Origin of the sequence: Sodalis glossinidius str. 'morsitans' (genome assembly GCF_000010085.1) — a bacterium.
GTDB lineage: Bacteria > Pseudomonadota > Gammaproteobacteria > Enterobacterales > Enterobacteriaceae > Sodalis > Sodalis glossinidius.
Map to the genome: position 1 here is coordinate 2,472,225 of NC_007712.1, position 25,179 is coordinate 2,497,403.

The 25,179-nt window shown below is 54.3% G+C and carries 23 protein-coding genes and 3 pseudogenes; 11 read left to right on the forward strand and 15 right to left on the reverse strand.

Translation table 11 applies throughout. The annotated features are described in order from the left end of the window. The 3 genes from SGP1_RS13085 to SGP1_RS13095 form a co-directional block, all read right to left on the reverse strand. The gene (locus tag SGP1_RS13085) at positions 1–1,302 is read right to left on the reverse strand and encodes a purine-cytosine permease family protein (protein ID WP_173340361.1); all 1,302 of its coding nucleotides are present in this window, start codon (positions 1,300–1,302) and stop codon (positions 1–3) included. 73 nt (positions 1,303–1,375) lie between these two features. Next, positions 1,376–2,089, reverse strand: a complete 714-nt coding sequence (locus SGP1_RS13090) for a helix-turn-helix transcriptional regulator (protein ID WP_041866983.1) — start codon at positions 2,087–2,089, stop codon at positions 1,376–1,378. Between the two features lie 319 nt (positions 2,090–2,408). Then, positions 2,409–3,377: an IS110 family transposase gene (locus tag SGP1_RS13095; RefSeq protein WP_011411301.1), complete on the reverse strand. Its 969-nt coding sequence runs from the start codon at positions 3,375–3,377 to the stop codon at positions 2,409–2,411. Positions 3,378–4,078: 701 nt separating this feature from the next. Here SGP1_RS13095 and SGP1_RS13100 point away from each other — a divergent pair. Together SGP1_RS13100 and SGP1_RS13105 are read left to right on the forward strand one after the other, a co-directional pair. Next, the gene (locus tag SGP1_RS13100; RefSeq protein WP_011411302.1) at positions 4,079–4,657 is read left to right on the forward strand and encodes a hypothetical protein; all 579 of its coding nucleotides are present in this window, start codon (positions 4,079–4,081) and stop codon (positions 4,655–4,657) included. A gap of 119 nt (positions 4,658–4,776) precedes the next feature. Next, on the forward strand, positions 4,777–5,136 hold the full coding sequence (locus SGP1_RS13105) for a glycosyltransferase family 1 protein (protein ID WP_148203497.1): 360 nt from the start codon (positions 4,777–4,779) through the stop codon (positions 5,134–5,136). A 6-nt stretch (positions 5,137–5,142) separates the two neighbouring features. Here SGP1_RS13105 and SGP1_RS13110 read toward each other — a convergent pair whose 3' ends face one another. Beyond that, entirely contained in the window at positions 5,143–5,562 is a 420-nt protein-coding gene (locus tag SGP1_RS13110) for a hypothetical protein (protein ID WP_011411303.1), read from the reverse strand. Positions 5,563–5,767: 205 nt separating this feature from the next. Here SGP1_RS13110 and fnr point away from each other — a divergent pair, with 205 nt between their 5' ends. Both fnr and uspE read left to right on the forward strand, forming a co-directional pair. Continuing rightward, entirely contained in the window at positions 5,768–6,520 is a 753-nt protein-coding gene (gene fnr, locus SGP1_RS13115) for a fumarate/nitrate reduction transcriptional regulator Fnr (RefSeq protein ID WP_041867551.1), read from the forward strand. A 126-nt stretch (positions 6,521–6,646) separates the two neighbouring features. Further along, positions 6,647–7,600, forward strand: a complete 954-nt coding sequence (uspE, locus tag SGP1_RS13120; RefSeq protein ID WP_011411305.1) for a universal stress protein UspE — start codon at positions 6,647–6,649, stop codon at positions 7,598–7,600. Between the two features lie 88 nt (positions 7,601–7,688). On the opposite strand, the gene SGP1_RS13125 is transcribed toward uspE, so the two are convergent. From SGP1_RS13125 to SGP1_RS35690, 3 genes are all read right to left on the reverse strand, one after another. Beyond that, on the reverse strand, positions 7,689–7,901 hold the full coding sequence (locus SGP1_RS13125) for a DUF378 domain-containing protein (RefSeq protein WP_041866985.1): 213 nt from the start codon (positions 7,899–7,901) through the stop codon (positions 7,689–7,691). A gap of 275 nt (positions 7,902–8,176) precedes the next feature. Further along, positions 8,177–8,386 (reverse strand): hypothetical protein, encoded by a 210-nt coding sequence (locus tag SGP1_RS35685; RefSeq protein WP_041866986.1) that lies wholly within the window; start codon positions 8,384–8,386, stop codon positions 8,177–8,179. Further along, positions 8,355–8,732, reverse strand: a complete 378-nt coding sequence (locus tag SGP1_RS35690) for a helix-turn-helix domain-containing protein (RefSeq protein WP_341532809.1) — start codon at positions 8,730–8,732, stop codon at positions 8,355–8,357. Before SGP1_RS35690 ends, SGP1_RS35685 begins: the two co-directional genes overlap by 32 nt. 408 nt (positions 8,733–9,140) lie before the next feature. Between SGP1_RS35690 and SGP1_RS13145 the strand changes: the two genes are divergently transcribed. Beyond that, the gene (locus SGP1_RS13145; RefSeq protein WP_011411306.1) at positions 9,141–9,935 is read left to right on the forward strand and encodes an SDR family NAD(P)-dependent oxidoreductase; all 795 of its coding nucleotides are present in this window, start codon (positions 9,141–9,143) and stop codon (positions 9,933–9,935) included. Positions 9,936–10,048: 113 nt separating this feature from the next. Here the strand turns inward: SGP1_RS13145 and pntB are convergent, their stop codons facing one another. Further along, the gene (gene pntB, locus SGP1_RS13150; protein WP_011411307.1) at positions 10,049–11,437 is read right to left on the reverse strand and encodes a Re/Si-specific NAD(P)(+) transhydrogenase subunit beta; all 1,389 of its coding nucleotides are present in this window, start codon (positions 11,435–11,437) and stop codon (positions 10,049–10,051) included. 10 nt (positions 11,438–11,447) lie between these two features. After that, positions 11,448–12,980 carry a Re/Si-specific NAD(P)(+) transhydrogenase subunit alpha gene (gene pntA, locus SGP1_RS13155; protein WP_011411308.1) on the reverse strand — a complete coding sequence of 511 codons (1,533 nt, stop codon included), beginning with the start codon at positions 12,978–12,980 and terminating at the stop codon, positions 11,448–11,450. A 327-nt stretch (positions 12,981–13,307) separates the two neighbouring features. On the opposite strand from pntA, the gene ydgH reads away from it, so the two are divergent. Further along, positions 13,308–14,261, forward strand: coding sequence for a DUF1471 family protein YdgH (gene ydgH / locus SGP1_RS13160; protein ID WP_011411309.1), 954 nt, complete (start codon positions 13,308–13,310; stop codon positions 14,259–14,261). Between the two features lie 135 nt (positions 14,262–14,396). Here the strand turns inward: ydgH and SGP1_RS13165 are convergent, their stop codons facing one another. Continuing rightward, positions 14,397–14,819: a hypothetical protein gene (locus SGP1_RS13165; RefSeq protein WP_011411310.1), complete on the reverse strand. Its 423-nt coding sequence runs from the start codon at positions 14,817–14,819 to the stop codon at positions 14,397–14,399. A 275-nt stretch (positions 14,820–15,094) separates the two neighbouring features. On the opposite strand from SGP1_RS13165, the pseudogene rstA reads away from it, so the two are divergent. The 4 genes and pseudogenes from rstA (at position 15,095) to SGP1_RS27535 (ending at position 18,443) form a co-directional block, all read left to right on the forward strand. Beyond that, positions 15,095–15,768: pseudogene (rstA, locus tag SGP1_RS13170) on the forward strand (two-component system response regulator RstA). Further along, a pseudogene (gene rstB / locus SGP1_RS13175) lies at positions 15,765–16,906 on the forward strand (two-component system sensor histidine kinase RstB). The pseudogenes rstA and rstB overlap by 4 nt, the downstream one beginning before the upstream one ends. Before the next feature lie 282 nt (positions 16,907–17,188). Further along, the gene (locus tag SGP1_RS30795) at positions 17,189–17,350 is read left to right on the forward strand and encodes a hypothetical protein (RefSeq protein ID WP_158302386.1); all 162 of its coding nucleotides are present in this window, start codon (positions 17,189–17,191) and stop codon (positions 17,348–17,350) included. A 366-nt stretch (positions 17,351–17,716) separates the two neighbouring features. Continuing rightward, a pseudogene (locus SGP1_RS27535) lies at positions 17,717–18,443 on the forward strand (trypsin-like serine peptidase). A gap of 30 nt (positions 18,444–18,473) precedes the next feature. Here the strand turns inward: SGP1_RS27535 and hrpA are convergent. Beyond that, the gene (hrpA, locus tag SGP1_RS13185; protein WP_041866989.1) at positions 18,474–22,361 is read right to left on the reverse strand and encodes an ATP-dependent RNA helicase HrpA; all 3,888 of its coding nucleotides are present in this window, start codon (positions 22,359–22,361) and stop codon (positions 18,474–18,476) included. Positions 22,362–22,583: 222 nt separating this feature from the next. On the opposite strand from hrpA, the gene SGP1_RS13190 reads away from it, so the two are divergent. Further along, on the forward strand, positions 22,584–23,189 hold the full coding sequence (locus SGP1_RS13190; RefSeq protein ID WP_011411312.1) for an FMN-dependent NADH-azoreductase: 606 nt from the start codon (positions 22,584–22,586) through the stop codon (positions 23,187–23,189). Between the two features lie 155 nt (positions 23,190–23,344). On the opposite strand, the gene SGP1_RS13195 is transcribed toward SGP1_RS13190, so the two are convergent. Genes SGP1_RS13195 through SGP1_RS24185 form a run of 4 tightly spaced genes read right to left on the reverse strand, consistent with a single transcriptional unit; the run spans position 23,345 to position 25,020 of the window. Next, positions 23,345–23,554 carry a YnbE family lipoprotein gene (locus tag SGP1_RS13195; RefSeq protein ID WP_041866990.1) on the reverse strand — a complete coding sequence of 70 codons (210 nt, stop codon included), beginning with the start codon at positions 23,552–23,554 and terminating at the stop codon, positions 23,345–23,347. Next, on the reverse strand, positions 23,554–24,111 hold the full coding sequence (locus SGP1_RS24175; protein WP_050747634.1) for an intermembrane phospholipid transport protein YdbH family protein: 558 nt from the start codon (positions 24,109–24,111) through the stop codon (positions 23,554–23,556). The genes SGP1_RS13195 and SGP1_RS24175 overlap by 1 nt, the downstream gene beginning before the upstream one ends. A 50-nt stretch (positions 24,112–24,161) precedes the next feature. Continuing rightward, positions 24,162–24,818, reverse strand: coding sequence for a hypothetical protein (locus tag SGP1_RS24180; RefSeq protein WP_148203498.1), 657 nt, complete (start codon positions 24,816–24,818; stop codon positions 24,162–24,164). Continuing rightward, a complete protein-coding gene (locus tag SGP1_RS24185) occupies positions 24,799–25,020 on the reverse strand; it encodes a hypothetical protein (protein ID WP_050747636.1) in 222 nt (73 codons plus the stop codon). Before SGP1_RS24185 ends, SGP1_RS24180 begins: the two co-directional genes overlap by 20 nt. Positions 25,021–25,179 lie beyond the last annotated feature (159 nt).

The following is a 25,179-nucleotide window of genomic DNA, read 5'->3' on the forward strand; positions in this document are numbered from 1 at the left end:
TTACCTCTCACCCTCAGACACGCGTTTACTATCATTATGTTTAAGATGCGACAACAGCCAATATAGAGCGCCGGCGATGGCTATCGCATTCAGCGCAGGAATGCCCACGGTAATCACATAGCCGGAGACGGCGCCAACGCCCCAGGAAAATAAAGCCACCCCATTGACGAACGGCGTTGCGGCTCTGTCGGGAAGCGTCCCTTCCTGGCGAGTAGCGTCCAATAGGGCACGGTGGGTGCGCAAAAGGTAATAATCGACTAACATAATGCCGGCGATGGGAGGAAAAACCACGCCGACCATCATCAGAAAATCGATAAATTTATGCAAAATTCCCGTCACGGTGAATAGCGTTCCTACCGACCCAGCTATCAGGGTGATGTAGCTGTATTTAATGCGCAAACCGGACCAGACATGAATAAAATTACTGACCCCAAGCGATACGCTATAAAGATTAATGTCATTGACCTTCACTACCGCGAGCATCACCGAGGCAGCGCCCAACCAACCGGCGCTTTGCGTCATGATACTCACCACGTCTTCTGTATCGAGCACATGCGCAATTAAAATCGACAACGCATTGACAATGAACTCGCCAACGATAATAGAGATCGTCATCATCCAGAATACGCTTTTACCGTCTTTGCAATAGCGGCTGATATCCGGCGTAATTAACGCTGCAACAATATAGCCGCCCGCCACCATCGTTGCCCCGGCGCTCAGCGTAATCGTTGTCGCGCGATCGCGGGCGTATCCGAACAACTCGGCGGTGCTATTCCCCGGCAATACATGATAAGCAGCCCAAACCACGATCATGATAAAAAGCGGCACAGCAATTCTCGCCGTCCAGCCCAAGGCGCGATAGCCAAAAGCGACAAGCAGCGTAGTGGCCAAACCCGAGATGACGGCGCACCAGGCAAAAGATAATTTGCCCTCAAAAGCATAAGCCAGACTTTTGGCAAAAATGCCGTTTTGCACGCCAAACCAGCCGAGCGAGCTTATGCCTATCGCCAGCCCAATGAGGGCGGACCCCAAACGGCCAAAACCGCACCAGCGGGAAAGCAACGAAGTAGGCAGCCCTTCGCGCACGCCGGCAAGGCCCAGTCCCAGACCGACAAACTCCAAAATCAGGCTACCCAACAGGGTCGCCAGCATCGCTTGCCAAAATGACATAGCATGCCCAAGCGTTGCCCCCAGCATGAATTGCGACAGCGCGGTGATAGAGCCTATTCGTATTAACGTGATGGTGAAAAGAGTTGAACGCTGCGCACGGGGAACCCTGCCATAAACAAAATCATCATTCATAGAAATATCCATGTTGGAATAAGTGAATCCATGTACGGCTCTGGACTGACGTCCGCGCCGTTAGGGTTAATACTTATTGAAAATGCAGATAACTTCCCATCTTAAGCAGGCCGGGGGGAATGTTGTAATGTAATTTCGTTTGCCTGCAAAACTCGGCAAGTTGTGATGAGGAATTGATGCCGATTTTTTGATAAATAATCCGTAACCGATTTTCAACCGTGCGATGGGAAATGTTAAGGACCCGCGCTGCCTCTTTTGCGCTTAATGCATGAATAGTGAGAAATATAATTTCCATTTCTCTTTCCGTAAACATATCATCCGGATCGAGTGCTCCACCCTCGCCCGTCCCAAGCCGACACGTATAAGTGCCGGATACATTAATATTCAGGAGGTTTCCTAAGTTGTAGGGAGAAAATTTTCGCGCATGGTAAACCACGCCAATACAGCATTTGTTGCAATCGTAAAGTGGAAATTTTTCACAGGCATACGGTTGCAGCGTTGCCTCCTTTCCATAAGGATAGATATCAATGGAAGTAATATTGATCTGCCTTTTTAAAATTTCAAAATCATGATTCTGGAAATGGTAGGCATATTCTGAAGTCGGATGCGGTATTTCGATATCAGTTTTACCTTCGATATCGAAGTTAACGGGCAAATTCAACATATCAAGATTAGATTGATTACTGTAGTAGTGAAATGATTTATCATGGGTAAATAATTTTACCCCCCACGGATCTTTGCTATTTTCAAACATATATATCAGTTGAGGGGAGATGTCAACATCCATTGTATCGCCTCCTTTTTTATTCCTAGAAGCATCCCGATAGTGTATTAGCAAGAAAGACATCATCCGCCGGTATACTTTACTCAGGTCATTACCTACCGTCAATAAGCACTTGCCAACTTATTTACCTTTGTCGAAACTGGAAACGATTCAATCATTACATTAAAGTAATAACCGCCCGGTATTAGAGACAACAATTGACCGAGAATGAATAATGTTTCACGCCCAAGGGTCCGGGAGAGATACGCATAAAACCAACCGTTTTTGCCCAAATGTCGATTACTCAATTGAGTTAAAAAAGCAACTGTCTTGAACGATAAAATTATAGAGAAACGTGATGGTACGATTCATCCCACTCTTCGTTCTTTCTGAGCATCGCGTTCAGGATAGTCAGAAGTTTACGCATACAGGCAACCAGCGCGACTTTTTTGGCTTTTCCCGCTGCAAGCAGCCGCGTATAAAATGCTTTTATCACCGGATTAAAGCGGGTTGCGACAAGTGCGGCCATATAAAGCGCTGTTCGGACTCCGCCCCTTCCGCCAAAGATGGTTCGCCGGCCCCACATGGTACCCAAGTCCCGGTTTATGGGAGCAACGCCTACAAGCGCGCTGATGGCTCGTCTCGAGAGGCTACCCAGGTCGGAAACCTCCGCCAGCAACGCTGCAACCGTCATCGTACCAACCCCTTTAATACTGCTCAGTCTGGCAGCCAGCTCTTTGAAGTGGTTCCTGATGTGGTTGTTCATGTCTTCATCGATTCTGGCAAGCTCATCTTCCAGCGCTTTGATGATGATATTGATACTTTTCCCGCTCTGTGGATGAACGGGATAAAGACGGTTACGCTCAGCAATCAACATCGCTGTTAGCTGGCGTCGGCGCACTACCATCGCAGCAAGAACCTGACGCTCCGCATCCAGCATGGCACGGATAAAGCGTTCCCGCCCTGGATGTCGATTAATGACCTCCGCCATTTGTGCAAGCACCCGTGCATCAATACGGTCCGTTTTTGCCAGATAGCCCATAGTGCGGGCAAAGTCACGAGCCTGTCTGGGATTGACCACCGCGACGTCAAAGCCTTCAGCCTGAAACAAGCAGGCCACGGCAGCTTCAAGTCCACCAGTGGCCTCTATCAGAACCAACACCACCGGATACTTTCTCAGTTCATCAGTAATAGCATCAAAACCGTCAGAGTTATTACTGACCGTAAACTGAGCAATATCACTGCTGGCAGCAATGTCCAGTGTCGCTTTAGAAACATCAATTTCCACAAAAAGTGGATTTGGCAGACTCATTATTACCCATCCTTGCAAATACGTTATGGAGTACGGACAACTGTTCAGGTTTCAGATGAGTGGCTCAGTATAGGCGTCATTAACTTCTCTACGGGCTATAAACCCTGGGATGAATCAGACTGCATACACCTTGCCAAATCTATTCATAACCATGCTAACTAAATTTCAAGATACAAGGATGGCGTGCCATATTTTGCCACCTTTTGCTCGCATCGTCGTCAATAAACGTTTTTCACCTTAAGGTAAGCGATGTTATTGGAACGTGCAGGTCGCAAAAGTACATTATGTATTCTCAATACCAGTAGGGATATTGCCGTGTTAACACTGCTTCAATTCTACCATAATAAAAGGCTAATGATTAGCTTTTAATCATGACAACGCGGGAGAACCGGTTTGTGCTATGCCGTCTGTTGCAAAAACGCGGCTGTTAGGGTTTAAGCGCAACAGCACGCGCGTTGCGCGGTAACGCTGGCGAGGTTTCTCACTGCCGCGCCTGCCCTGTACGGCAGCATCTTTAATGCAAACACCCCCGCCCGCTCCCTATCAGGCTGACGGGCCGTACCGGTACGCCCTTTTTATTGGTTCAAAAGTTATTCCCATGAATAAGTTCTGTCGGCGCCGGCCACTTACGTAGCACTGCATATTATTAATTTCTATTTCGGCGCAATCCGCGCTTTGTCGACCATATCGGAGGCGTCGCGATGAAAGTATTCGATTCTCCCTGGCAGGCAGGGTTTGAAGGGGCCGACCACGTTAATCGCCAGGGCCTTAAACTTTCAATGAATCAGCTCACCGGCCATTCGTCACGCGCGCCCCAAGATTATGCCGAGCTTAAAGCGTTGCAGATTACCATAGTGCGGGAGAGCGTCGGCTGGCGATTGGTGGAACAGCGGGGACGATTTGATTTCTCCTCGCTGCACAGTCGTCTGGAAGCCGCCCGGCGGCTTGATATTCAGATCTGCTGGACCTTTTGTCATTACGGCTGGCCGGAGGATATTGATATTTTTTCCGACCAGTTCGTGCCGCGCTTTGCGCGATTTTGCGGCGCGCTGGCCGCCTGGCTGGCGCCCTATTACGACCGGGCGCCAGTCTATTCACCGATGAATGAACCAGCTGGGGGATTGGCGATACAGCTTTTTCACTGCCGGCAAGGCGCCATTGACGATGTCGGCCGGGAGGGGAAACGCCAGCTCGTGCGCGCAGCCCTGGGGGGTGCGATGCCATCTGGGCGGCCGATCCGCGCGCCCGCTTACTGCACTGCGATCCGCTCATCCATCTGATCGCCACGCCGGGCGGCGTCGATATTGCAGGTATCTGCCTTTATCCGGCCATCGACCGGTCGGATTGGGAAGACATACACCACTGGCACCACAGCGGTTTATGGGATGTGGTGCCGAACGTGGCCGATCCCCTGGCGCGTACACTTTGCCAGCTCTATGCGACGGCCTTACTGCGGGTGCAGCGCAAGCTCGACCACTTTCAGATGCTGTTTTCCTCTCATTGCCCACCGGGCCAGGATAAAACTATGCAGACGATCATTGTATTTAGCCACCTTAGCTGGGACTTTGTCTGGCAGCGCCCGCAGCATTTGTTAAGCCGTCTGGCGCAGCATTTCGCCGTCATATTTGTTGAAGAGCCGGTATACAGTCCCGGCGCCGCGCGGATGGAAATCACCGCGCCTGCGGCCAATGTCAGCGTCTGGCGGCCACACACGCCGGTACAGGCAGCCGTTGGATGCATAAAGCCGCATTGGGCTTAGACGGGCTTAGCGTAATCGTTTTGCGTGGCGCTCGCGATTTTCGCTTTTCGCCCGTGCCGACTTACGCAACGCCACATAGCAGGCGCCGCTGCCGCCGTGAATAATCAGCAATGTGCGGCACTCTTCTCGCGCCACCGGCATACGGCTAATATTGAGGTTGAGGCTGGCATCGATATCATATTTGCCGCGGCCAAGTTTATCGATAAGCCCCTGCTGGATACCGTCTTGCTTAAAATAAAGCGGCATTTCGCAGGGTAGCGGCGCGAAAAGCTCGGTAGTGAGAAAGTTTTCCTCGGGCTGGCGCTCCGGCGTCGACCGGGGCGACGTGGCCGTTTTTGCCGGTAGAAACACCAAGCTGGCGCGCTGTTTCAACGGTCTGACATCTTTCATGGCCTGGTTAAATAACGCTTTATCGTCATATGTCATCGTATCTCACTCACTCCGTCCCGGACGACGACGCAGGGTCCGGGGGTAAATACTGCTCCCCACTTCGCGATATTTCACGGCCTTTTCGCCCCCGCATCCGCCCTTTTTTGGCGAAAAGTGCACCAACCCACTGCGGCACTTTTATAACGGTAGCAATTAATGTTAAAATTGACGCAAATCAATATTGCATGAGCGGCGACATATGATTATCCCTGAAAAGCGTATCATCAGACGTATTCAGTCCGGCGGCTGCGCCATCCATTGTCAGGATTGCAGTATCAGCCAGCTCTGCATTCCCTTTACCCTCAATGAGCACGAGCTGGACCAGCTCGACAATATTATCGAGCGTAAAAAACCTATCCAGAAGGGCCAAACGCTATTCAAAGCCGGTGATGAGTTGAAATCGCTCTACGCCATCCGTTCGGGTACGATTAAAAGCTATACCATTACCGAACAGGGCGACGAACAGATAACCGGTTTTCATTTAGCCGGCGATCTGGTGGGCTTTGATGCCATCGACGGCGGCCAGCATCCGAGCTTTGCCCAGGCGCTGGAGACATCGATGGTTTGCGAAATACCCTTTGAAACCCTCGACGATCTCTCCGGCAAGATGCCTAATCTGCGTCAACAGATGATGCGGTTGATGAGCGGTGAGATCAAAGGCGATCAGGATATGATCCTGCTGCTGTCGAAGAAGAACGCCGAGGAGCGTCTGGCTGCGTTTGTCTATAATCTTTCACGCCGTTTCGCCCAGCGCGGCTTTTCACCACGCGAGTTCCGGCTGACCATGACCCGCGGTGATATCGGCAATTACCTTGGCCTGACGGTGGAAACTATCAGTCGCTTGCTCGGACGCTTCCAAAAAAGCCGGATGCTGGTGGTAAAAGGCAAATATATCACTATCGAAAATCACGCCCTGCTGTCCGATCTGGCCGGCACGCCGCAAAAAACCGTTTGAATAGCGGCAGGATCGGTAATTTTGTTATTTTATTGATCCAGCTTCATTTCTTACCTGTCAGTGTTTGCCCTGATGAGTTACTCTTATTCTAAACGTTCAGTTGAACCGCAGAAGTAAGGAGACGTTATGGCAAAGTATCAGAACCTGCTGGTAGCAATCGACCCCGATCAGGACGATCAGCCTGCGCTGCGCAGAGCGGTCTATCTGGTTCAACGGCTGGGGTGCCATATTAAAGCCTTCCTGCCAATTTATGATTTTTCTTATGAAATGACAACGCTATTGTCTCCCGATGAACGGACCGCCATGCGCCGGGGGGTCATTGAACAGCGTACCGCGTGGATTACCGAGCAATGTCGGCATTATCTCGACAGCGGCGTACAGATTGAAATCAAAGTGGTGTGGCATAACCGCCCCTTCGAGGCGATTATTCAGGAGGTCCTGGCTTTTGGCCACGATCTGCTATTAAAAATGGCCCATCAGTACGATCGTTTTGAGTCCGTGATATTTACCCCGACGGACTGGCATTTATTACGTAAATGCCCTTGTCCGGTATGGATGGTGAAAGACAAGCCCTGGCCGGAGGGCGGTAAAGCGCTGGTGGCGGTCAATCTTTCCGGCGAAGAGCCCTATCACGATCCGCTCAATATCAAGCTGGTGGAAGCCTCACTGGCCTTGGTCAAACAAGTGAATCAAACCGAGGTGCATTTGGTGGGCGCTTACCAGGTCACGCCGATAAATATCGTCATTGAATTACCTGATTTCGATCCCAGCGTCTATAACGATGCGATTCGCGGGCAGCATCTTCTTGCCATGAAAAGTCTACGGCAAAAATTCGGCCTTGATCAGAAATACACCCACGTCGAAAAAGGCATGCCTGAAGAAGTGATTCCCGATTTAGCGGAGCATCTGGATGCCGGCGTCGTGGTCATAGGCAGCATTGGCCGCACCAGTTTTTCCGCTGCGTTTATCGGCAATACCACCGAGCTGGTGATCGACCATCTGAAATGTGATCTGCTAGCAATAAAACCGGATGACTTTGTTTCGCCGGTAACCTTGGAGCAAGGGGATAAATACGAGTAACGGCTGTCTGAGTTAACCACAAGGCACCTCAGGGTGCCTTTTGGGGCGACGCCGCCGTGGTTTGTCTATCGATCTGAGTTTTGCCGTATTATACTCTTCGATGCCACACTGCTATTTTCGGCAGGAGCGACTGGCAATAAAGGGCGCACAGCCCGACAATCACATAGACAATGCGTGCAATCATCGCTTCCTGACCGCCAAAAATGGTCGCCACCAAATCGAAGCGAAACAGTCTAACCAATAACCAATCCACGCCGCCGACAATGAGCAAAATTAACGCGATGGTGGTTAAAGCTTTCATAATTACTCTCCTCATTTGAATTATCAGGCATTATTGCCCCATGAGTACCGCTAATGCCTGCCGAGTGGAAACCAGCGGCACAGCGGACCCGGAAATACGCTAATAAACTGTAGTGCTTATTTACCAATAAGGAGGGGAAAATTTTATTTTGCCATCTGTTTGCAGGAAATTATACTTTTAGCGTAGGTTACGAGGAGGATATTCTTGGCAAACTTTCGCGGCTCAAGGGCAGATTGTTTATTTCGTCCTGTTGCGGAGAATGAGAGGAGATAACCTCACCGGCCACATTTCACGCCCCGATAATCTAAAGCGAGGAAATCGATAAACGCGCGCAGCGGCGGCGGGATCAGTCTGCGGCCGGAATAGTAAAGATAGGGCCCCCGAAATGTACGCCACCAAGGTTCCAGTACCGGCTCCAGTTCTCCACTGTCGATATAGGATCGAAGCCAGCCTTCAAACAGATAAATAACGCCGAGCCCCGCCACGGCCGATGCTACGCCGAGTTCGGTTGCGGTCCCTGCACTGTAAATTAAAGGGCCTGTCGGCTCCAGATGAAAAAGCTCGTCGAATGCCAGACCAATGCGCTCCAGCAGCTGCTTTCCTTTCTCCGTCGGCAGTATGTATGCTGCGCGTGGTTCGGTGCAGCAGGCATACGCCCAGATGGCTTTCGAGCCGCCTTACCGCATCGCTAAGACCCGAGGGACTGACGTGCAGCAATCGCGCCGCCTGACGGAATCCCCCGGCGTTTGCTATAGCTGCAAACGCTTTCAGATCGCCTAACCTGTCCGTTGATCTTTTCGCCACCCTAAATCCCCTAGATGCCCGTGACACTCTTTAGCGACAAGACAGCGCCGGCGCTCAGCCGCGAACAAAGACACGGCCTGCCCGTTATTTTTTCATCATCTCAAGCCGACAAAATTGTACGTAAAAACGAACAATCTGTACACCACTGCCTGGATACCTCTCGTTCAGGCAGCGGGCTACAATGCCGAACACAGCCCGGATATTTTTCGTACTCGCGCTAAAATCAACTGCCGCACCTAGCCCGAATACGTGCCTTCTAGCACCAAATGAAACGGTCTTACGCCGTTTGGATACGCTTTCCGCTGACGTTGCGTCAAGACGCTGTCCTGTATGGGAAAAGGTATCAAAACGGGTCACGCCAACTGACTGTGCGTCATTCACCCCGAATGTGGGGAACATCTCGCACCGGCTCCCTATCATTAAGGAGAACAAAGCATGAACAGCACGACACCGCTGGCGTTGGTCACCGGTGCCTCTTCGGGCATTGGCCTCAGCTTCGCTCGCCGGCTGGCCGCCCAAGGTTATAACCTGATTGTTGTGGGTCGCCGCAAGCTCAGATTAGACGCCCTGGCCGCCGAATTTCCCGCCGCCGATATTCGCACGGTCGTGGCGGATTTAGCCTGCGAGACAGGCATTGCCACCGTGGCCGCGTTATGTCGGCAGGAGCCCCTTTCATTGCTTATTAATAACGCCGGGGTGGCTCATTATATGAGCTTAACGGCGCTACCCTCTGAGAAGTCCAGCGAATTGCTTCAGGTAAAATGTGTCGCGCCTACCTTACTGGCGTACGCCGCCGCACCGGGAATGGCAACCCGCGGGGGCGATACAATTATCAATGTGGCAGGCATGCTGGCATTCGGCGCGACAGCCCCGCTCGGGCAGGCCCCCGGGCGGGCTATCTATGTGGCCGCCCTCTCCCATTTGGTGTCATTGTCATTAGCATTACACGAAGAACTATCACCCGCTGGCCTGCGTATTCAGGCGCTTTGTCCAGGGATCGTCGCCACCGAATTTCACGAACGTCAGGGAATGGATTTAAGTGCGATGGTGCGTATGACCGCTGATGAGGCTGTGACCGCCAGCCTGCGCGGCCTTGATCTGGGAGAGGTTATCTGTGCGCCCGGCGTTGCCCAACGTTCAGCACGCATGCCTGGCGGTATTTGGCGGACAATCTCCTCAGTTGGCGGCGCGCTACCGGTAATCGCCCGATATCGCCACCGGGCATTGTGAAAGCGTTGTGAGCTACTCAGGAAAAGGCACTAGACGCGACCCTAGCCTCATAGTACATCGCACCGCCAGGCATGCCGACAACAAAACTCGGGCCGGCCAGCGGGGATTAACAGTTACAGAGCACGCAAAATCGCCTCGACGCTCTGCTTGGCGTCACCAAACAGCATTTGCGTATTGTCCTTAAAGAACAGCGGATTTTGCACGCCGGCATAGCCGGTATTCATCGAACGCTTAAATACCACGACGTTTTGAGCTTTCCATACTTCCAGCACCGGCATTCCTGCGATGGGACTGCGGGGATCTTCTTGCGCCGCTGGGTTAACGGTATCATTAGCGCCAATGACCAATACGGTATCGGTAGTGCTGAAATCCTCATTAATTTCATCCATCTCAAGCACGATGTCGTAGGGCACCTTGGCCTCCGCCAACAACACGTTCATGTGTCCCGGCAAGCGCCCGGCCACCGGATGGATGCCGAAGCGCACGTTAACGCCGCGGGCACGCAACTTGGCGGTAATATCGTGCACCGGATACTGCGCCTGCGCAACCGCCATACCGTAGCCGGGAGTAATGATGACCGAGCTGGAGTTTTTCAGCAGTTCGGCCACCTCCTCCGCCGTGGTCTCGCGATAGTCTCCCATTTCAGCCTCAGGGTCGCCGACGCTGATATCGTTACCAAAGCCGCCGGCAATGACGCTGATAAAGGAGCGATTCATCGCCTTACACATAATATAAGAGAGGATAGCCCCGGAGGAGCCGACCAGCGCGCCGGTGACAATCAGCAGATCGTTGTTCAACATAAAGCCTGCCGCCGCGGCCGACCAGCCGGAATAAGAGTTGAGCATGGAAACCACGACCGGCATATCGGCACCGCCAATGGAAGCAACCAAATGCCAACCGAACGCCAGGGCAATAATCGTCATGAGTAATAGCTCCAATACCTGCAGTCCGATATTGTTGCTGCGCACAAACAATATCAACAGCAGAAACGAAATCACCAGCGCCGCGAGATTCATTTGATAGCACCGCGGCAGCATGAGCGGACGGGAGGAAATTTTACCGTGCAGCTTGCCAAAGGCCACAATCGAGCCAGTGAAGGTGACGGCACCAATAAAAATGCCCAGAAAAACCTCGGTCAAATGGATATTTTCCATGACCGCGTTGTTGATGGCCTGATGTTCCGGATAGCTGTTAAAACCGACCAACACCGCCGCCAAACCGACAAAGCTGTGCAAAATGGCGACCAGCTCCGGCATTTCGGTCATCTCAACTTTGCGCGCCAGATAAATTCCGATGGCGCCGCCGATGACCATGGCGACGATAATCCAGCCGACATTGCCGGCGTCCGGCCCCAACACCGTCGCGACAAGCGCGATAGCCATGCCGGTAATGCCAAACAGGTTTCCCTGCCGCGATGTTTCGTGCTTGGATAGCCCCGCCAGGCTAAAAATAAATAAAATGGCGGCGGCGATATAAGCCGCCGTGACGAGTCCTTCTGACATGGTTCACCCCTTAATTTTTACGAAACATTTTCAGCATGCGCTGAGTGACGGTGAAACCACCAAAGATATTGATGCTGGCGATCAGCACGGCGATAAACGACAGGAATGAAACCCATCCGCCATCACCTATCTGCAATAATGCGCCAACGACAATAATGCCGGAAATAGCATTGGTGACCGACATTAACGGGGTATGCAATGCATGACTGACATTCCAGACAACGTAATAGCCTACGACACAGGCCAGGGCGAACACCGTAAAATGCGAGAGAAAATCGCGCGGAGCCGCATTCGCCAGCCAGCAAAATAAAATAATCGCCAAAGCGATAAGGGCATATTTACGCAGCGGCGACGCCGGACGGGGCGGTTCTGCGGGTTTTGCGGCAGGGGCCGCATGCGCCGGCTGCGGCTGGGCGGAAACAGTGATAGGCGGCGCGGGCCAGGTCAATTCGCCATCGCGTATCACGGTGACGCCGCGAATAACCATGTCGTCGAAATCCACCACGATATCGCCCTGTTTCTCTTTACAAAGTAACTTCAGCAGATTGATGAGGTTGGTGGCGTACAGTTGGGAGGATTGGGTAGGTAACCGGCTGGGTAAATCGGTATAGCCGATAATACGAACGCCATTATCGGTCACCGTTACGGTGTCCGCCACGGTGAGCTCACAGTTACCGCCGGTTTGCGCCGCCAGATCAACAATAACGCTTCCCGGCTTCATGCTGGTCACCATCTCTTTGGTAATCAAGCGGGGGGCCTGTTTGCCCGGAATCAGCGCGGTGGTGACGATAATATCGACTTCTTGCGCCTGTGCGGCGAACAGCGCCATTTCGGCTTTGATAAAAGCGTCCGACATCACCTTGGCGTAACCATCGCTACCGCCCGCCTCCTCCTTGAAATCCAGCTCAAGGAACTCGGCGCCCATACTTTGCACCTGCTCTTTCACCTCGGGACGGGTGTCGAAGGCGCGAACCACGGCGCCCAGGCTGCCCGCGGTACCGATGGCGGCCAGCCCCGCGACCCCGGCGCCTATCACCATAACTTTGGCCGGCGGCACTTTGCCCGCCGCCGTAATCTGGCCGGTAAAGAAGCGGCCGAATTCGTGAGCCGCTTCAACAATGGCGCGATAACCGGCGATATTGGCCATCGAGCTCAGGGCGTCCAGCGACTGAGCGCGGGAGATACGCGGCACAGCGTCCATCGCCATGACGGTCACGTTTTTAGCGCGCAGCGCCGTTAGCAGGTCGGCATTTTGCGCCGGCCAAATAAAACTTATCAATGTCGTGCCGCTTTGCAGCAAGGCAATTTCATCCTCAGTCGGCGCGTTGACTTTGAGAATGATATCCGACTGCCAAACTTCAGAGGTAGTTGTCAGCGTCGCGCCCGCCGCGACAAAAGCGGCATCCTCGAAACTCGCCAGCGTGCCGGCGCCGCTTTCCATCGCAATACTAAAACCCAACTTAAGCAATTGCTCGACGGTTTTAGGCGTGGCGGCAACCCGGGCTTCGTTGGCAACGCGTTCTTTAGGTACACCAATACGCATAGCTTTCCCTTATTATTCAGTTCTTTTGTAAATAACAGGTTGCCGGGACCGGAACGCGCGGCATTACGGGCCGCCGCCCGGTAAATCCAGCAGGCGTCAACTACTAACCTACTTAAATTAAGATAAACGGTCTATGTTTTGTGCTGGTTAATTACGTTTTGGGATAAAAATGCCGCCGCATTCCGGTCGTTAAAAGCAAATGTTGTCAATCGTAACATGAAATGCTGAGACGGTAGCCATTATTACATGCCATAATCGGAGCCTAATCTTTTATACATCAACAGTTCAGCACATTTTGCGTGAAAGCGTTTGTCGAAAGGATTTTTTATGAAGCTGAAGAATACACTATTAACATCGGCGTTAATGACTGTGCTTACTTTTACCGCACAGGCAGCGCAGGAACTTACGCCGGAAAAAGCCGCCAGTTTGCAGCCGTTTAAACGTATTAATATTACCGGCCGTTTTAACGCCATCAACGAAGCCGCCGCCGCCGTTTCGCGCCGCGCGGATCAAGCCGGTGCCGCGGCGTTTTATGTGGTCAATATTAATGACGCCAATAACAGCGGTAATTGGCGCGTGGCCGCCGATCTCTATCGTCAGGACGCTCCTGCCGCCTCCACCGAGACACAATATCGGGTATTTAATGGCGTCAAAGAGCTGCCGAGTACAGAGGCCAATTTACTGGAGCCTTATGATACCGTATCGGTAAATGGCTTTTATCGCAGTCAGCCGGAAATAAACGACGCTATCTCCAAGGCGGCGAAGGCCAAAGGGGCCGAATCCTACTACATCGTGCATCAGATTAACGCCAACCAGGGCGGCAACCAGTTCGCTACCGCCTTCATTTATAGAGCGGATACGCCGAAGCGCGTCGTGCAAAGCCCGGACAAAATCCCGGCCAATTCCGAAGCTGGCAAAGCGGCGTTGGCCGCCGGAGGCGCCGCCGCCGCCAACGTGGAGATTCCGGGCGTCGCCTCGTCAGAATCCCCGCGCAGTAAGGTCGGCCGCTTCTTTGAAACGCAATCGACGCGCGGTACACGTTACACCGTCACCTTGCCCGATGGCACCAAAATTCAGGAAGTGAATAACATCACCGCGGCGCAAATGGTACCGTTTGATTCCATCAGCTTCACCGGCCATTTCAACAGTTCGACCGACGTATCTACGGAAACTGCGCGGCGTGCAGCGAAAAAAGACGCTAAATTTTATCACATTACGCATCAATGGCAGCAGAACCAAAGTGGCAGTAATCTGACTATTAGCGCCGATCTGTTCAAATAACGCTGGTCGCAGGCGTGAGCAGTAGAGTGCACGGCCAGCAATAGGGTTTTCACGCGCTACTCTGCGCCGGGAGGGTATTGCGCCTGGCGTCCTGCGTTTAGGACGCAGAGGCACGGCGGCGGCAGGCGGGGCGATTCAGACGCAGGGGGCGGTGCTGTGGTCAGGTAAGAGGATGAGCAGCCGCTCATCCTGCTGGGTCAGTTGCAAAGGTTGCCCCACTTCCTGGCAAATATGGGTCAGTTGCTCCCCTTCCAGGGCGTAGGGCAATTTAATATCGAAACGAGTCAGCCCCTGCTGTCCGGCGAGGGTAATCAGACGTATGATATTCGTTTCGTCATTCACCTGGGTTGAAAGAACCTGCAACGCCAGCGCTTTCAGCTTTTCCTGATCGGTCTCGCTTGCGGCAGCCTTGCGGGTCACCATGCCGAAAATGGGAATGACACCGTAGATCGCATCGATAAAACTCCAGCGTTTCTTACAGCTCGCAGAAAGATAATCCGTGTAATCGAAGCAAAAGGCTTCGCCCTGTTCGGCAGTTGCAAACTGAGGTTTGCTCATCTCGCCCTTTCCTCTCTAAACCGTTTGACGCCGCTCGCCTTCCACCCGACCCGCACTATACCATACCGGCGGGAACAAAAGGTGCTCAGCCGCCGGGCAATTGCGAAAAGTTGGCCCAAGCCCGCTTACCGCTCAGGTCTTTGTCAACATTTGCGGCCGAGATTTCACCTTCATTCCTGTTAACAAATCATTTATCCCGGCACGTGGCGCCTGGGCGTAAGTGGCGGTATGCTCTGGGCGGGGATGTTGGTGTTGAAAGGCGGTAAAGGCTATTGATGAATAAGATCGTATATGTTGAAGACGATAGCGAATTCGGCAACCTTATCGCCGCCTGGCTAGGTAAGCATGACTTCGAGGTCATTGTCGAGCCGCGCGGCGGGAGGTTATCGAAGCGCAGGCGCCCGATTTGGTATTGCTGGATATTCTCCTGCCCGGCAAAGACGGTATGACGCTGTGCCGGGATTTACGTCCGCGCTATACGGGCCCTATCGTTTTGCTTACCTCGCTGGATAGCGATATGAATCACGTGCTGGCATTGGAGATGGGCGCCAATGATTACATTCTGAAAACGATGCCGCCTGCGGTGTTGCTGGCGCGGGTGCGGCTGCATTTGCGTCAGAACAGCGGCGCCGTGCGTGCGCAAGCGCCATCGCCCACCGTCGGGACCGCCAGCGTGCTGCATTTTGGGCAGTTAAGCATCGACGCCATAACCGCCAGGTTATTCTCGACGGCGGACTTTGAATTGCTCTGGGAGCTCGCCTGCCATGCCGGTTAGATCATGGACCGCGAGACGCTGCTGAAAAAACTGCGCGGCGTCAGTTACGATGGGTTAGACCGCAGTATCGATGTCGCGATTTCCCGTCTGCGTAAAAAGCTCGACGACAGCGCGCTTGAGCCGTTTCGTATCAAAATCATCCGCAACAGCTGTTTGTGTGCTTTCTGGTCATGACGCTGTTGGTCGGGCTGGTGTATAAAGTCACCGCCGAGCGCGCCTGCCGTAAATCTTGACGACTTAATGAAAAGCTCGCTGTATCTGATGAAGAGCGAGCTACGAGCTATCCCGCCGCGCGACTGGAATAAAAGTCTATCAATCGGCTGGATCTCAATTTGTCGTTCAAGTTGCATATTGAACTGATGAAAAAATTTCGTCTGCGGCAGGAATCAGACCGACGTTTACGGCGCGGCGAAATTGTCGCCCTTGACGATGAATATACCTTTATCCAGCGTATTCCGCGCAGTAATTACGTCCTGGCGGTCGGCCTGATTCCCTATTTGTTCTATCTACACGAAATACGCCTGCTCGATTTGGCGTTACTGGTCATGATAGAGCTATCGCTGGCTTTCCCGGTGTTTATCTAGATGCGGCCGCACTGGCAGGACATGTTGAAACTGGAGCTGGCCGCCCAACGCCTTGGTCAAGGCCATCTCAACGAGCGCACCCATTTTGACAACGCCTCCAGCCTCTATCGGCTGGGCATCGTGTTTAACCAGATGGCGGACAGCGTCAATACGCTTATCGCCAGTAAAAAACGGCTCATCGATGGTATAGCCCATGAATTGCGTACACTGCTGGTCCGCCTGCGCTACCGCCTGGCTATGAGTGAAGGCGTATCGTCAGAGGAATAGGAGCGCCTTAATCACGACATCTCACAGTTGGAAGGTCTTATTGATGAGCTGTTAACGTTCGCACGACTCGACCAGCCGCAGGTGGTATTGAACTTAACCGCCTTTGATTTGCCGCGCTGGCTCGGCGAGAAATTGCACGATGTGCTCACCCTGCACCCAAACGCACTATCGCGCAAGAGATCCCCGCCGGCGGGGATTTCGGTTCCTTGGATGAACGGCTAATCGAACGTGTACTGGATAATCTGGTGAATAATGCGCTACGCTACAGCCGTCAACGCACCACCGGCGGCTGAGGCCTGGCCATTGTGCACTCAATCGCCCTGGCCTACGGCGGCGAGGTGAGCGCCGGCGCAAGCCATCTGGGCAGCGCCCGTTTTTTGTTTCGCTGGCCGCTTAAAGCAAACGCCGCCCGCCCCACTTCCTGCCCTGAGGACAGGTATTTTTGTTTTTATTTGGTGTGATTGTGGCTGGGGGAGATTAAAATAAGATAAGCGCTATTGTATGTTGTAACTAATAGCGCTTATCTTCCTTCTCCGGCCTCGCCTGCGCGGCCGTTCTCTCCCGGCACCCTGACCGCAATGCATGGCGCTTATCCTCGCTGATTTAAGAGCGCGCCCCTCTCGTACAAACGGTTACAGAGCGATACCATTCACTCACTTACAATCCCGGCGCCTTCCCCTAAGCTCACCTCATCGGCCCCGTTTCGGGGTTGTCAACGAAACCGCAATGCTGAGGATAGGACAATGAAAAAAATTTTCGCACTGATTGTTACCGCCACCATGGGATTATCCAGCGCCGCTTTCGCCGCTGATACCCCACCGCACCAGCCGCCGGCACAAACTGCCCAGGCGGCTAAAAAACCCGTGAAAAAACATAAGAAAGCCGCTGCTACCTCTGCCACTTAATTGAGGTAAACCTTGCCGGCCAGCGGTTATCCCACCCTCACCGCCGCGCCCGGACAGGGTCTTCGCGGGCCTGGTTCGCGATACATCGCTATACCGCGACACCCAGATTACCGGGTGTCGCTTCATTAGGGTCCGGTCTATGCTGCGACGTTATCGCTACGAAATTATTCTGGGCGTCTTGATCCTCTGCGCACTGATTAGTGTGTCGTTCTACCTTTAACCTCCTCCTCGGTGGACAGCTTACGGCAGGCTGCCTTTAGCCGACTGAAACACAACGTTTTTTACTCTCCTTAGCGACCATTATCGGCTATAGTGAGTAAACGCCGCACGGATGAATCCCAAGATAATCATAAGGCAAGTCTCTCTATACGTATTGCGCCTTTGCTGCTGTTGATGTTCATGACGCTCCCCCTGTCACGGGTCAGCGCCGCGCTAAGCGATGAGCAACGCACGTTGTTCTTCGGCCACGATCAACGTCAGGCGATAACCGACCCCGCCGGCTGGCCGTGGCAGGCCATCAGTCAGGTAGAAACCGCCAGCGGTAATTTGTGTACCACCACGCTGATTTCACCGCATCTGGCCTTGACGGCGGGTCATTGCGTGCTCACGCCGCCGGGCAACATCGACCCTCCGTCATGTTGCGCTTCGTCGCCGATCATCAGCGCTGGCGCTATCAGACCAGCGCTATCGAGACTTTGGTGGCCGTCTCACTTGGCAAACGTCTGAAACCCTCAGGTGATGGCTGGGTAGTGCCGCCGTCGGCGGCGGGGGAAGATTTTGCGTTAATTCGCCTGAAGCGGGCTTTTACCGCGTTGAAACCGCTGCAGCTCTGGGAGGGCGATCGCGAAGAGTTGACCCTGCAATTGAAACAGGCAGAACGACACGTGACGCAGGCGGGCTATCCGGAAGATCATCTCGATACGTTATATCGCCATGAAAACTGCCAAATTACCGGCTGGGCGCAGCGCGCGGTGCTTCCCACCGTTGCGATACCCTGCCCGGCGACAGCGGCTCGGCGCCGCTGGCCATTACCGCAATACGTGAACAACTGAAGCAATTAAGAGCGCGCCAGCAGGACACGACGGCGCCCTGAACGCCGGAGCGACGCCGTGATTTTCGCGGTTTAGGGTTGGATAAGATCCATAGCCTGCTGGATACGTTTTTCCGACACCGGAACGGGCGTTCCCAGCTGTTGTGCAAAGAAGCTGACCCGGAGCTCTTCAATCATCCATCGAATCTCGGCTACATCATCCTCATCACGCCGGGCGGGAGGTAATTTGGCCCGCCATTGCCGCCAAGCCTGTTGCAGGGCTTCGACTTTCAGCATTTGCGCGCGGTCGCGATGGGGGTCGATGGCAAGCTTATCCAGCCGGCGTTCGACGGCGCGTAAATAACGTAAAATATCCCCCAGCCGCCGCCAGCCGCTGGCGGTGACAAAGCCCCGGTACACCAGACCGCCAAGCTGGGTTTTTATATCGGACAACGCCAGCGCCTGGCTAAGATCGACTTTGCCCTTTAAACGCTTATGAATGGTGAACATCACACTTAAGATTTGCTCTACTTCACTGGCTATCTCAACCACCACCGGATTGAGATGACCGCGGACATACTCCTGTAGCCGTTGGAAATCCTGCTCCTGCCACACCGGCCCGCCCTGATCCGCCATCAGTTTATCCACCCCGCAGTGAATACAGTCGTTTATCAACTCCAGGACTTTGCCGTAAGGATTAAAATAGAGTCCCAGCTTGGCCTTATTGGGCAACTTTTCATGCAGGTATTTTATCGGCGAAGGAATATTCAACAACAACAAACGGCGCACCCCCTGCCACATCGCCCGCTGCTGCTCTTTTTCGGTCTCGAATAACCTGATGGCGACGCTTTGCCGTTCGTCCACCAGCGCCGGCCAGGCCATAAGCCGATAACCGCCCTTTTTCTGCTTGAACCGCTGCGGCAAGGTGCCGAAATTCCAGCTTTGCAGATTCTCCTGCTCCAGCCCTTTATCCGCTACCGCTGCCAGCGTTTGCTGCACGCTGTCTTTAAGCCGGTCTTTCAGTGTGTCCAGATCTTTGCCTTCAGCCAGGATTCTTTGCTGCTCATCCACGACGCGGAAGGTAATTTTCAGATGATCGGGCACCAAGTCCAATTGCCAGGCATCCCGTTCGAGTGTGACACCGCTCATGCGCCGTAATTCCCGCTCCAGTGCATCCAGCAGCGGCGTTTCATCGGACGTCACGCGCGCCAGGAACTCCTCGGCATAATTGGGCGCCGGCACAAAGTTACGTCGTAACGGTTTGGGCAGCGATTTGATAAGTGCAATGACCAACTCCCGACGTATGCTGGGAATTTGCCAATCAAACCCTTGTGGCGACACCTGATTTAACAGCAGCAACGGAATATGTACCGTGACGCCATCGGCATCGCTACCGGGCTCGAATTGGTAACTCAGGCGCAGTTTCAGATTGCCCTGGCGCCAAAGGTTAGGATAATCGACCGCGCTTATAGTTTCCGCACCCGCGCGCACCAGCATGGTTTTGGCAAAATTAAGTCGCTCAGGATCGGTCTTTTGCACCCGCTGCCACCAGCTGTCGAAGTGGCGCGTCGACACGACCTCCTGACCAATACGGCTATCGTAAAACGCAAACAGCGTTTCATCATCCACCAAAATATCCCGCCGCCGGGATTTATGCTCCAGCTCTTCTACCTCGTCCAGCAGCCGCTGGTTGGCGCGGAAAAACGGATGACGAGTCTGCCAATCCCCTTCTACCAGCGCATGACGAATAAACAGCTCGCGGCACAAGAGCGGATCGATAGCGCCATAATTCACTTTACGCCCGATGACAATGTGCAGGCCCAACAGCGTGACCCGCTCCGCGGCTATCACCGCGCCGGCGGCTTTCTCCCAGTGCGGTTCGCTGTAGCTGCGTTTCACCAGATGGGAAGCCAGCGGCTCTATCCACTCCGGTTCAATCCGGGCGGCGGTGCGGCCCCATAGCTGGCTGGTTTCCACCAGCTCTGCCACCATGGTCCATTTCGGCGGTTTCTTAAACAGCGCCGATCCCGGATACAGCGCGAAGCGGGCGTTACGGGTGCCGGTATATTCCTGCTTGTCGGTATCTTTCTGTCCAATATGGGACAGCAGGCCGGTCAAGAGCGCGCAGTGCAGCGATCGGTAATCCGCGGGCTTGGCATTGATTGGCAGCCCCAGGGTTTTCACCATCTGGCGCAGTTGCGTATAGACATCCTGCCACTCCCGTACCCGTAAATAACTGAGAAAATTCCCTCGGCACTGTCGGCGAAACTGACTGGAAGACAGGTCTTTTTGCTGCGTTTGTAGATAGTCCCATAAGTTGACAAACGCCAGGAAGTCGGACTCTTTATCTGCGAAACGGCGATGCTCCTCATCCGACGCTTGCTTTTTATCCATCGGCCTCTCGCGCGGATCCTGAATCGACAATGCGGCGGCGATAATCATCACTTCACGTACGCAACCGCCCTCCCGGGCTGCCAGTACCATACGCGCCAGCCGCGGGTCCAGAGGCAGTTGAGCCAATTGCCGGCCAAGCGGGCTCAGACGATAGCCCCGCGCCGTTTCGCCTTCCAGCGCCCCCAATTCTTCTAAAAGCCGCACACCGTCCTGAATATGCCTTTTGTCGGGTGCCTCGACAAAAGGAAAGGCTGTGATATCGCCAAGCCCCAGCGCCGTCATTTGCAGGATGACGGACGCTAAGTGAGTGCGAAATATTTCAGGGTCGGTAAAGGCCGGCCGCGAGAGAAAATCCTGCTCCGAATACAGGCGGATACAAATACCTTCCGATACGCGGCCGCAGCGCCCCTTGCGCTGATTGGCCGACGCCTGGGAAATTGGCTCAATAGGCAGGCGCTGCACTTTGGTACGAAAACTGTAACGGCTGATGCGCGCCGTGCCGGGATCGATGACATATTTGATACCGGGCACGGTGAGCGATGTTTCGGCCATATTGGTCGCCAGTACGATTCGTCTGCCGGTATGAGATTGGAACACCCGATTTTGTTCGGCGTTGGACAAGCGGGCATACAGCGGCAGCACTTCGGTATGGGGCAGATTGAGCCGATTGAGCCCATCGGCGGTATCGCGAATTTCACGCTCGCCGCTCATGAAAATCAGAATGTCCCCCGGCCCCTCCCGGCTAAGCTCATGCACCGCATCATAGATGCCCTGCACCTGATCTCCCTCATCGTCCGCCTGTTCCACAAGCGGGCGATAGCGCACCTCTACCGGATACGTGCGGCCGGACACTTCAATTATCGGCGCGTGATGAAAGTGGCGCGAGAAGCGCTCTGGATCGATAGTGGCGGAGGTAATGATGACTTTTAGATCGGGTCGGCGCGGCAACAGCTGATGCAGGTAGCCCAAAATAAAATCGATGTTCAGGCTGCGTTCGTGGGCCTCATCGATAATCAACGTGTCGTACTGCAATAGCTGGAGATCTTGCTGGATCTCCGCAAGCAATATGCCGTCGGTCATCAATTTTACCAGGGTGTTATCACTGATCTGATCGTTAAACCGCACCTTATAGCCCACGGCCCCCCCAAGCGGGGTGTCAAGCTCGCTGGCGATACGATCGGCCACGCTGCGCGCCGCCAGCCTTCGCGGCTGCGTATGGCCTATCATGCCGGTGACCCCCCGCCCGAGTTCGAGACAGATTTTCGGCAGTTGGGTCGTTTTACCGGAACCGGTTTCTCCCGCCACGATGACCACCTGATGGTCCCGTATCGCATCTAAGATAGCCTGGCGTTTCTGGCTGACGGGCAAATTTTCCGGGTAGGTAATGGCGGGCACGACAGCGCGGCGATCCTGCACCAGCTGGCGCGAAGCGGCGATGGCGGTTTCAATCTGTTGCTCCCACTGTTGCTGCCGCTCGCCGGTCAAAGGGCGTTTCGCGGCACCCTGCAGGCGGCGCTTAAGCACCGTTTTGTCGCGGATCATGACATCGTCCAGCGTCGCGGTCAGTGCCGCAAGGGGTGAATTCACATCTACCTTCCTTTACCTGCGGCCGGACATGTCCGGCCGGCCTGATGTTTTCTTTAAAATTCTAATCAGCATTCTACCATAAGACGGCGCGCAGCCCGATCGCTTCGGCTATTGTTCAATAATTTTGAATAAACAACTCGAATTATTGCGCTATCACGCCGGCAGGAAGTTGCCTAAAGTAAACGCCAGGTTGTCGAACCCCGTCATCATTAAGGAATAACCATGAGCAAAGTTTTGGTAGTCAAGTCCAGTATTCTGGCCACCTTTTCCCAATCCAACCCATTGGCTGACCATTTCATTGACCAATGGCGTGAGCAGCATCTGAACGACGATATTACCGTACGCGATTTGGGCGCTCAGCCGGTACCGGAATTGGATGGCGAGCTGGTCGGTGCACTGCGTCCCTCCGACGCCACCTTAACCCAGCGCCAGCAGCAGGCGCTGGAATTATCCGACGCGCTGATAGGCGAATTGCAGGCTAATGATGTACTGGTATTCACCGCGCCGATGTACAATTTCGCGATCCCCAGCAAATTGAAAAACTACTTTGATTTGATTGCCCGCGCCAGCGTGACTTTCCGCTACAGCGAGCAGGGTCCGGAAAGGCTGGTGAAAAACAAACGCGCGCTTATTCTCACCACCCGCGACGGTATTCACAAAGATACCTCCAGCGATCTGGTCACCCACTATCTGCGTTTGTTCCTGGGCTTTATCGGCATCACCGACGTAAGCTTTATCTACGCCGAGGGCGTGGCTTATGGTCCGGAAGCGGCGGTGAAGGCGCAGGAAGAGGCAAAAGCGTCCATTCAGAGCTTTGTTTCCGCCTGAAATATTCAGTGACCTACCCTCCCTTGGGCCTCTGGCCCGTTTGGCGCATCTTCGGGTGCGCTTTTTTCATCGTTGCGCCGATGGCCCGTCATAGAGGCCGATGCCCCCCCACTCAGCGTCTCATGATCCCGTCTATCGCGCGGCACACTAAGCCGTCATTCGCCGGTTGACGCCGCCTGATTGGCGCGGTCGCGATTTAACAGCGCCTCGCTTTGCGGGTCGGCTTTAATATGAATATCGTGGTCAATTTTTACATTCATATTAATGGTGATAGGCGTGGTCGGCGTGGCGATTTCGATCCGCGGCACGCACTGTGTCAGCAACAGCGGCGACACAAGCGCTATCCAGCTTTTATTCCAATACATTAAGGCTCCTCTTCGGCAGGTAGGGCGGCTGCCGCCTGTTTTTCCAATAATTGTTCCACCCTGTCGCCAAAGCGCAAACTGCGCCACAGCTGCCAGATATTTTTCCGGTGCGTGTAATGCAGGCGTACCGCGCGCCGCGCCGACGCATGGGCGCCTGTTCCGGCGATATCGGCGTTGAGGGACAAATCCCCGGCACGACTGAGATGCAGCCCGGCGCGCAAATTGCTGATTTCCATGTAGCGCAGCCAATCGACGGCAGCGGCGGTGGCAATATCCCGCTGGGCAAGCGCGTCGGCGAACTGGGGATCCAGACGCAGCGTCATCAAATTATCGCTGACAATCCAACCGCGGGGAATAACCTGCGTCGGATCGTCGAGCAATAGCGGCAGTTCGCCGCTTACCCTTCCCGAGAGGGCAAATTGTTTGGGTTTCAGCGCGGTGATAAGCTCGCTCATCTCCACCCCCTGGACTTTCAGCACCGCCGGCGCGTGCTGCGGCAACCGCAGCGGTGTTAACGTGACCTTGCCGCCCAGGGTGTTTAGCCGGACATGCGTCAAGGTGAGTGGATAGGCCTCATCATAGGGATAGAAGCCTTTCAGGCCGGTATCTAGTCGCGCAAGGGGATCGGGGAAACAATCTCATCAATGTGCAAAGCGATAGGTTGGCGGATCCCCAACTGCCAGCGGCTCTGCGCCAGACGATAGGATAGCGACAGCCGGACGCCGATGAGACGACTATCGCCATACCATATATCGCCCCCGCTCAACACGCCGTGCCCGCCGGCAATAAAACCTTGACTCGCCGAAGCGGAAAAGGCGTTTTGGGCATAAAATTCACCTTGATGCAGCCGGATATCTGACGTCGACGGCAATAGAGGCGCAAACACCAGCAGCGGCTGTTTTGGCCACCAGGCCTGACCGCGCAGCCGTTCGCCGTCCCAGCGTCCGTGCAGCTGCACGGGCCCCAGCGCACCCACCTGTAGCGTACCGCGCCACTGCCACAGGCGTCCGGGCTGCGCCAGCGTCAATCGCACCCGCGCTGAGGTCATTTCCAGCACGCCAGCCAGCGCCGGATCCTTGGCGCCACGGCGCCATTCCAGCGGCGTGGTTAAGCGCAGGCGCGGCGCACGGGCATCGATCAGACCGTAGCGAAAGCGGTCCATTTCCCCTTCCGCCTCGCTCAGGCGCAGGATTTGATCCTGCCAGGCACAGCGACCGGCGATAGCCAGCGGGCACCGAAGGGTGTCAACTCGCCATCGCCCCACAGCCGCCAGCGCCAGCATCAGGCCAGAAATTCACCGCTTTGCCGTCCAAATGGAGGGTAAAACGCCCGCTGTCGCCCGTTCTGGCCTGCAAAATCGCCTGTAGACGGCCGTTGACCCCCGCAGATGACAACCGGATACCAGCGAGGGACAGGCGCGCGGTATCGATGTCCAACACATCCGACACGCTGCCCGTCAGACGCAATAGCGCACCGGGTAATAAGGCGGCAAGATAAGGCGCGGTGACATCGCCGCGTAATTCGCCGGGGATAGCGGCATCCAGCGATAAATTATTGTCATCTACCTTACCATTGGCGAAACGGCAAACGATTATCCGTCAGCCTGAGCGGTCCGGGACCGATAT

Coding starts and splice junctions, on each gene's coding strand:
- SGP1_RS13085 (WP_173340361.1), bottom strand. CDS start 1,302: ATGAATGATGATTTTGTTTATGGCAGGGTTCCCCGTGCGCAGCGTTCA.
- SGP1_RS13090 (WP_041866983.1), bottom strand. CDS start 2,089: ATGGATGTTGACATCTCCCCTCAACTGATATATATGTTTGAAAATAGC.
- SGP1_RS13095 (WP_011411301.1), bottom strand. CDS start 3,377: ATGAGTCTGCCAAATCCACTTTTTGTGGAAATTGATGTTTCTAAAGCG.
- SGP1_RS13100 (WP_011411302.1), top strand. CDS start 4,079: ATGAAAGTATTCGATTCTCCCTGGCAGGCAGGGTTTGAAGGGGCCGAC.
- SGP1_RS13110 (WP_011411303.1), bottom strand. CDS start 5,562: ATGACATATGACGATAAAGCGTTATTTAACCAGGCCATGAAAGATGTC.
- uspE (WP_011411305.1), top strand. CDS start 6,647: ATGGCAAAGTATCAGAACCTGCTGGTAGCAATCGACCCCGATCAGGAC.
- SGP1_RS13125 (WP_041866985.1), bottom strand. CDS start 7,901: ATGAAAGCTTTAACCACCATCGCGTTAATTTTGCTCATTGTCGGCGGC.
- SGP1_RS13145 (WP_011411306.1), top strand. CDS start 9,141: ATGAACAGCACGACACCGCTGGCGTTGGTCACCGGTGCCTCTTCGGGC.
- pntB (WP_011411307.1), bottom strand. CDS start 11,437: ATGTCAGAAGGACTCGTCACGGCGGCTTATATCGCCGCCGCCATTTTA.
- pntA (WP_011411308.1), bottom strand. CDS start 12,980: ATGCGTATTGGTGTACCTAAAGAACGCGTTGCCAACGAAGCCCGGGTT.
- ydgH (WP_011411309.1), top strand. CDS start 13,308: ATGAAGCTGAAGAATACACTATTAACATCGGCGTTAATGACTGTGCTT.
- SGP1_RS13165 (WP_011411310.1), bottom strand. CDS start 14,819: ATGAGCAAACCTCAGTTTGCAACTGCCGAACAGGGCGAAGCCTTTTGC.
- SGP1_RS30795 (WP_158302386.1), top strand. CDS start 17,189: ATGAAAAAAATTTTCGCACTGATTGTTACCGCCACCATGGGATTATCC.
- SGP1_RS13190 (WP_011411312.1), top strand. CDS start 22,584: ATGAGCAAAGTTTTGGTAGTCAAGTCCAGTATTCTGGCCACCTTTTCC.
- SGP1_RS13195 (WP_041866990.1), bottom strand. CDS start 23,554: ATGTATTGGAATAAAAGCTGGATAGCGCTTGTGTCGCCGCTGTTGCTG.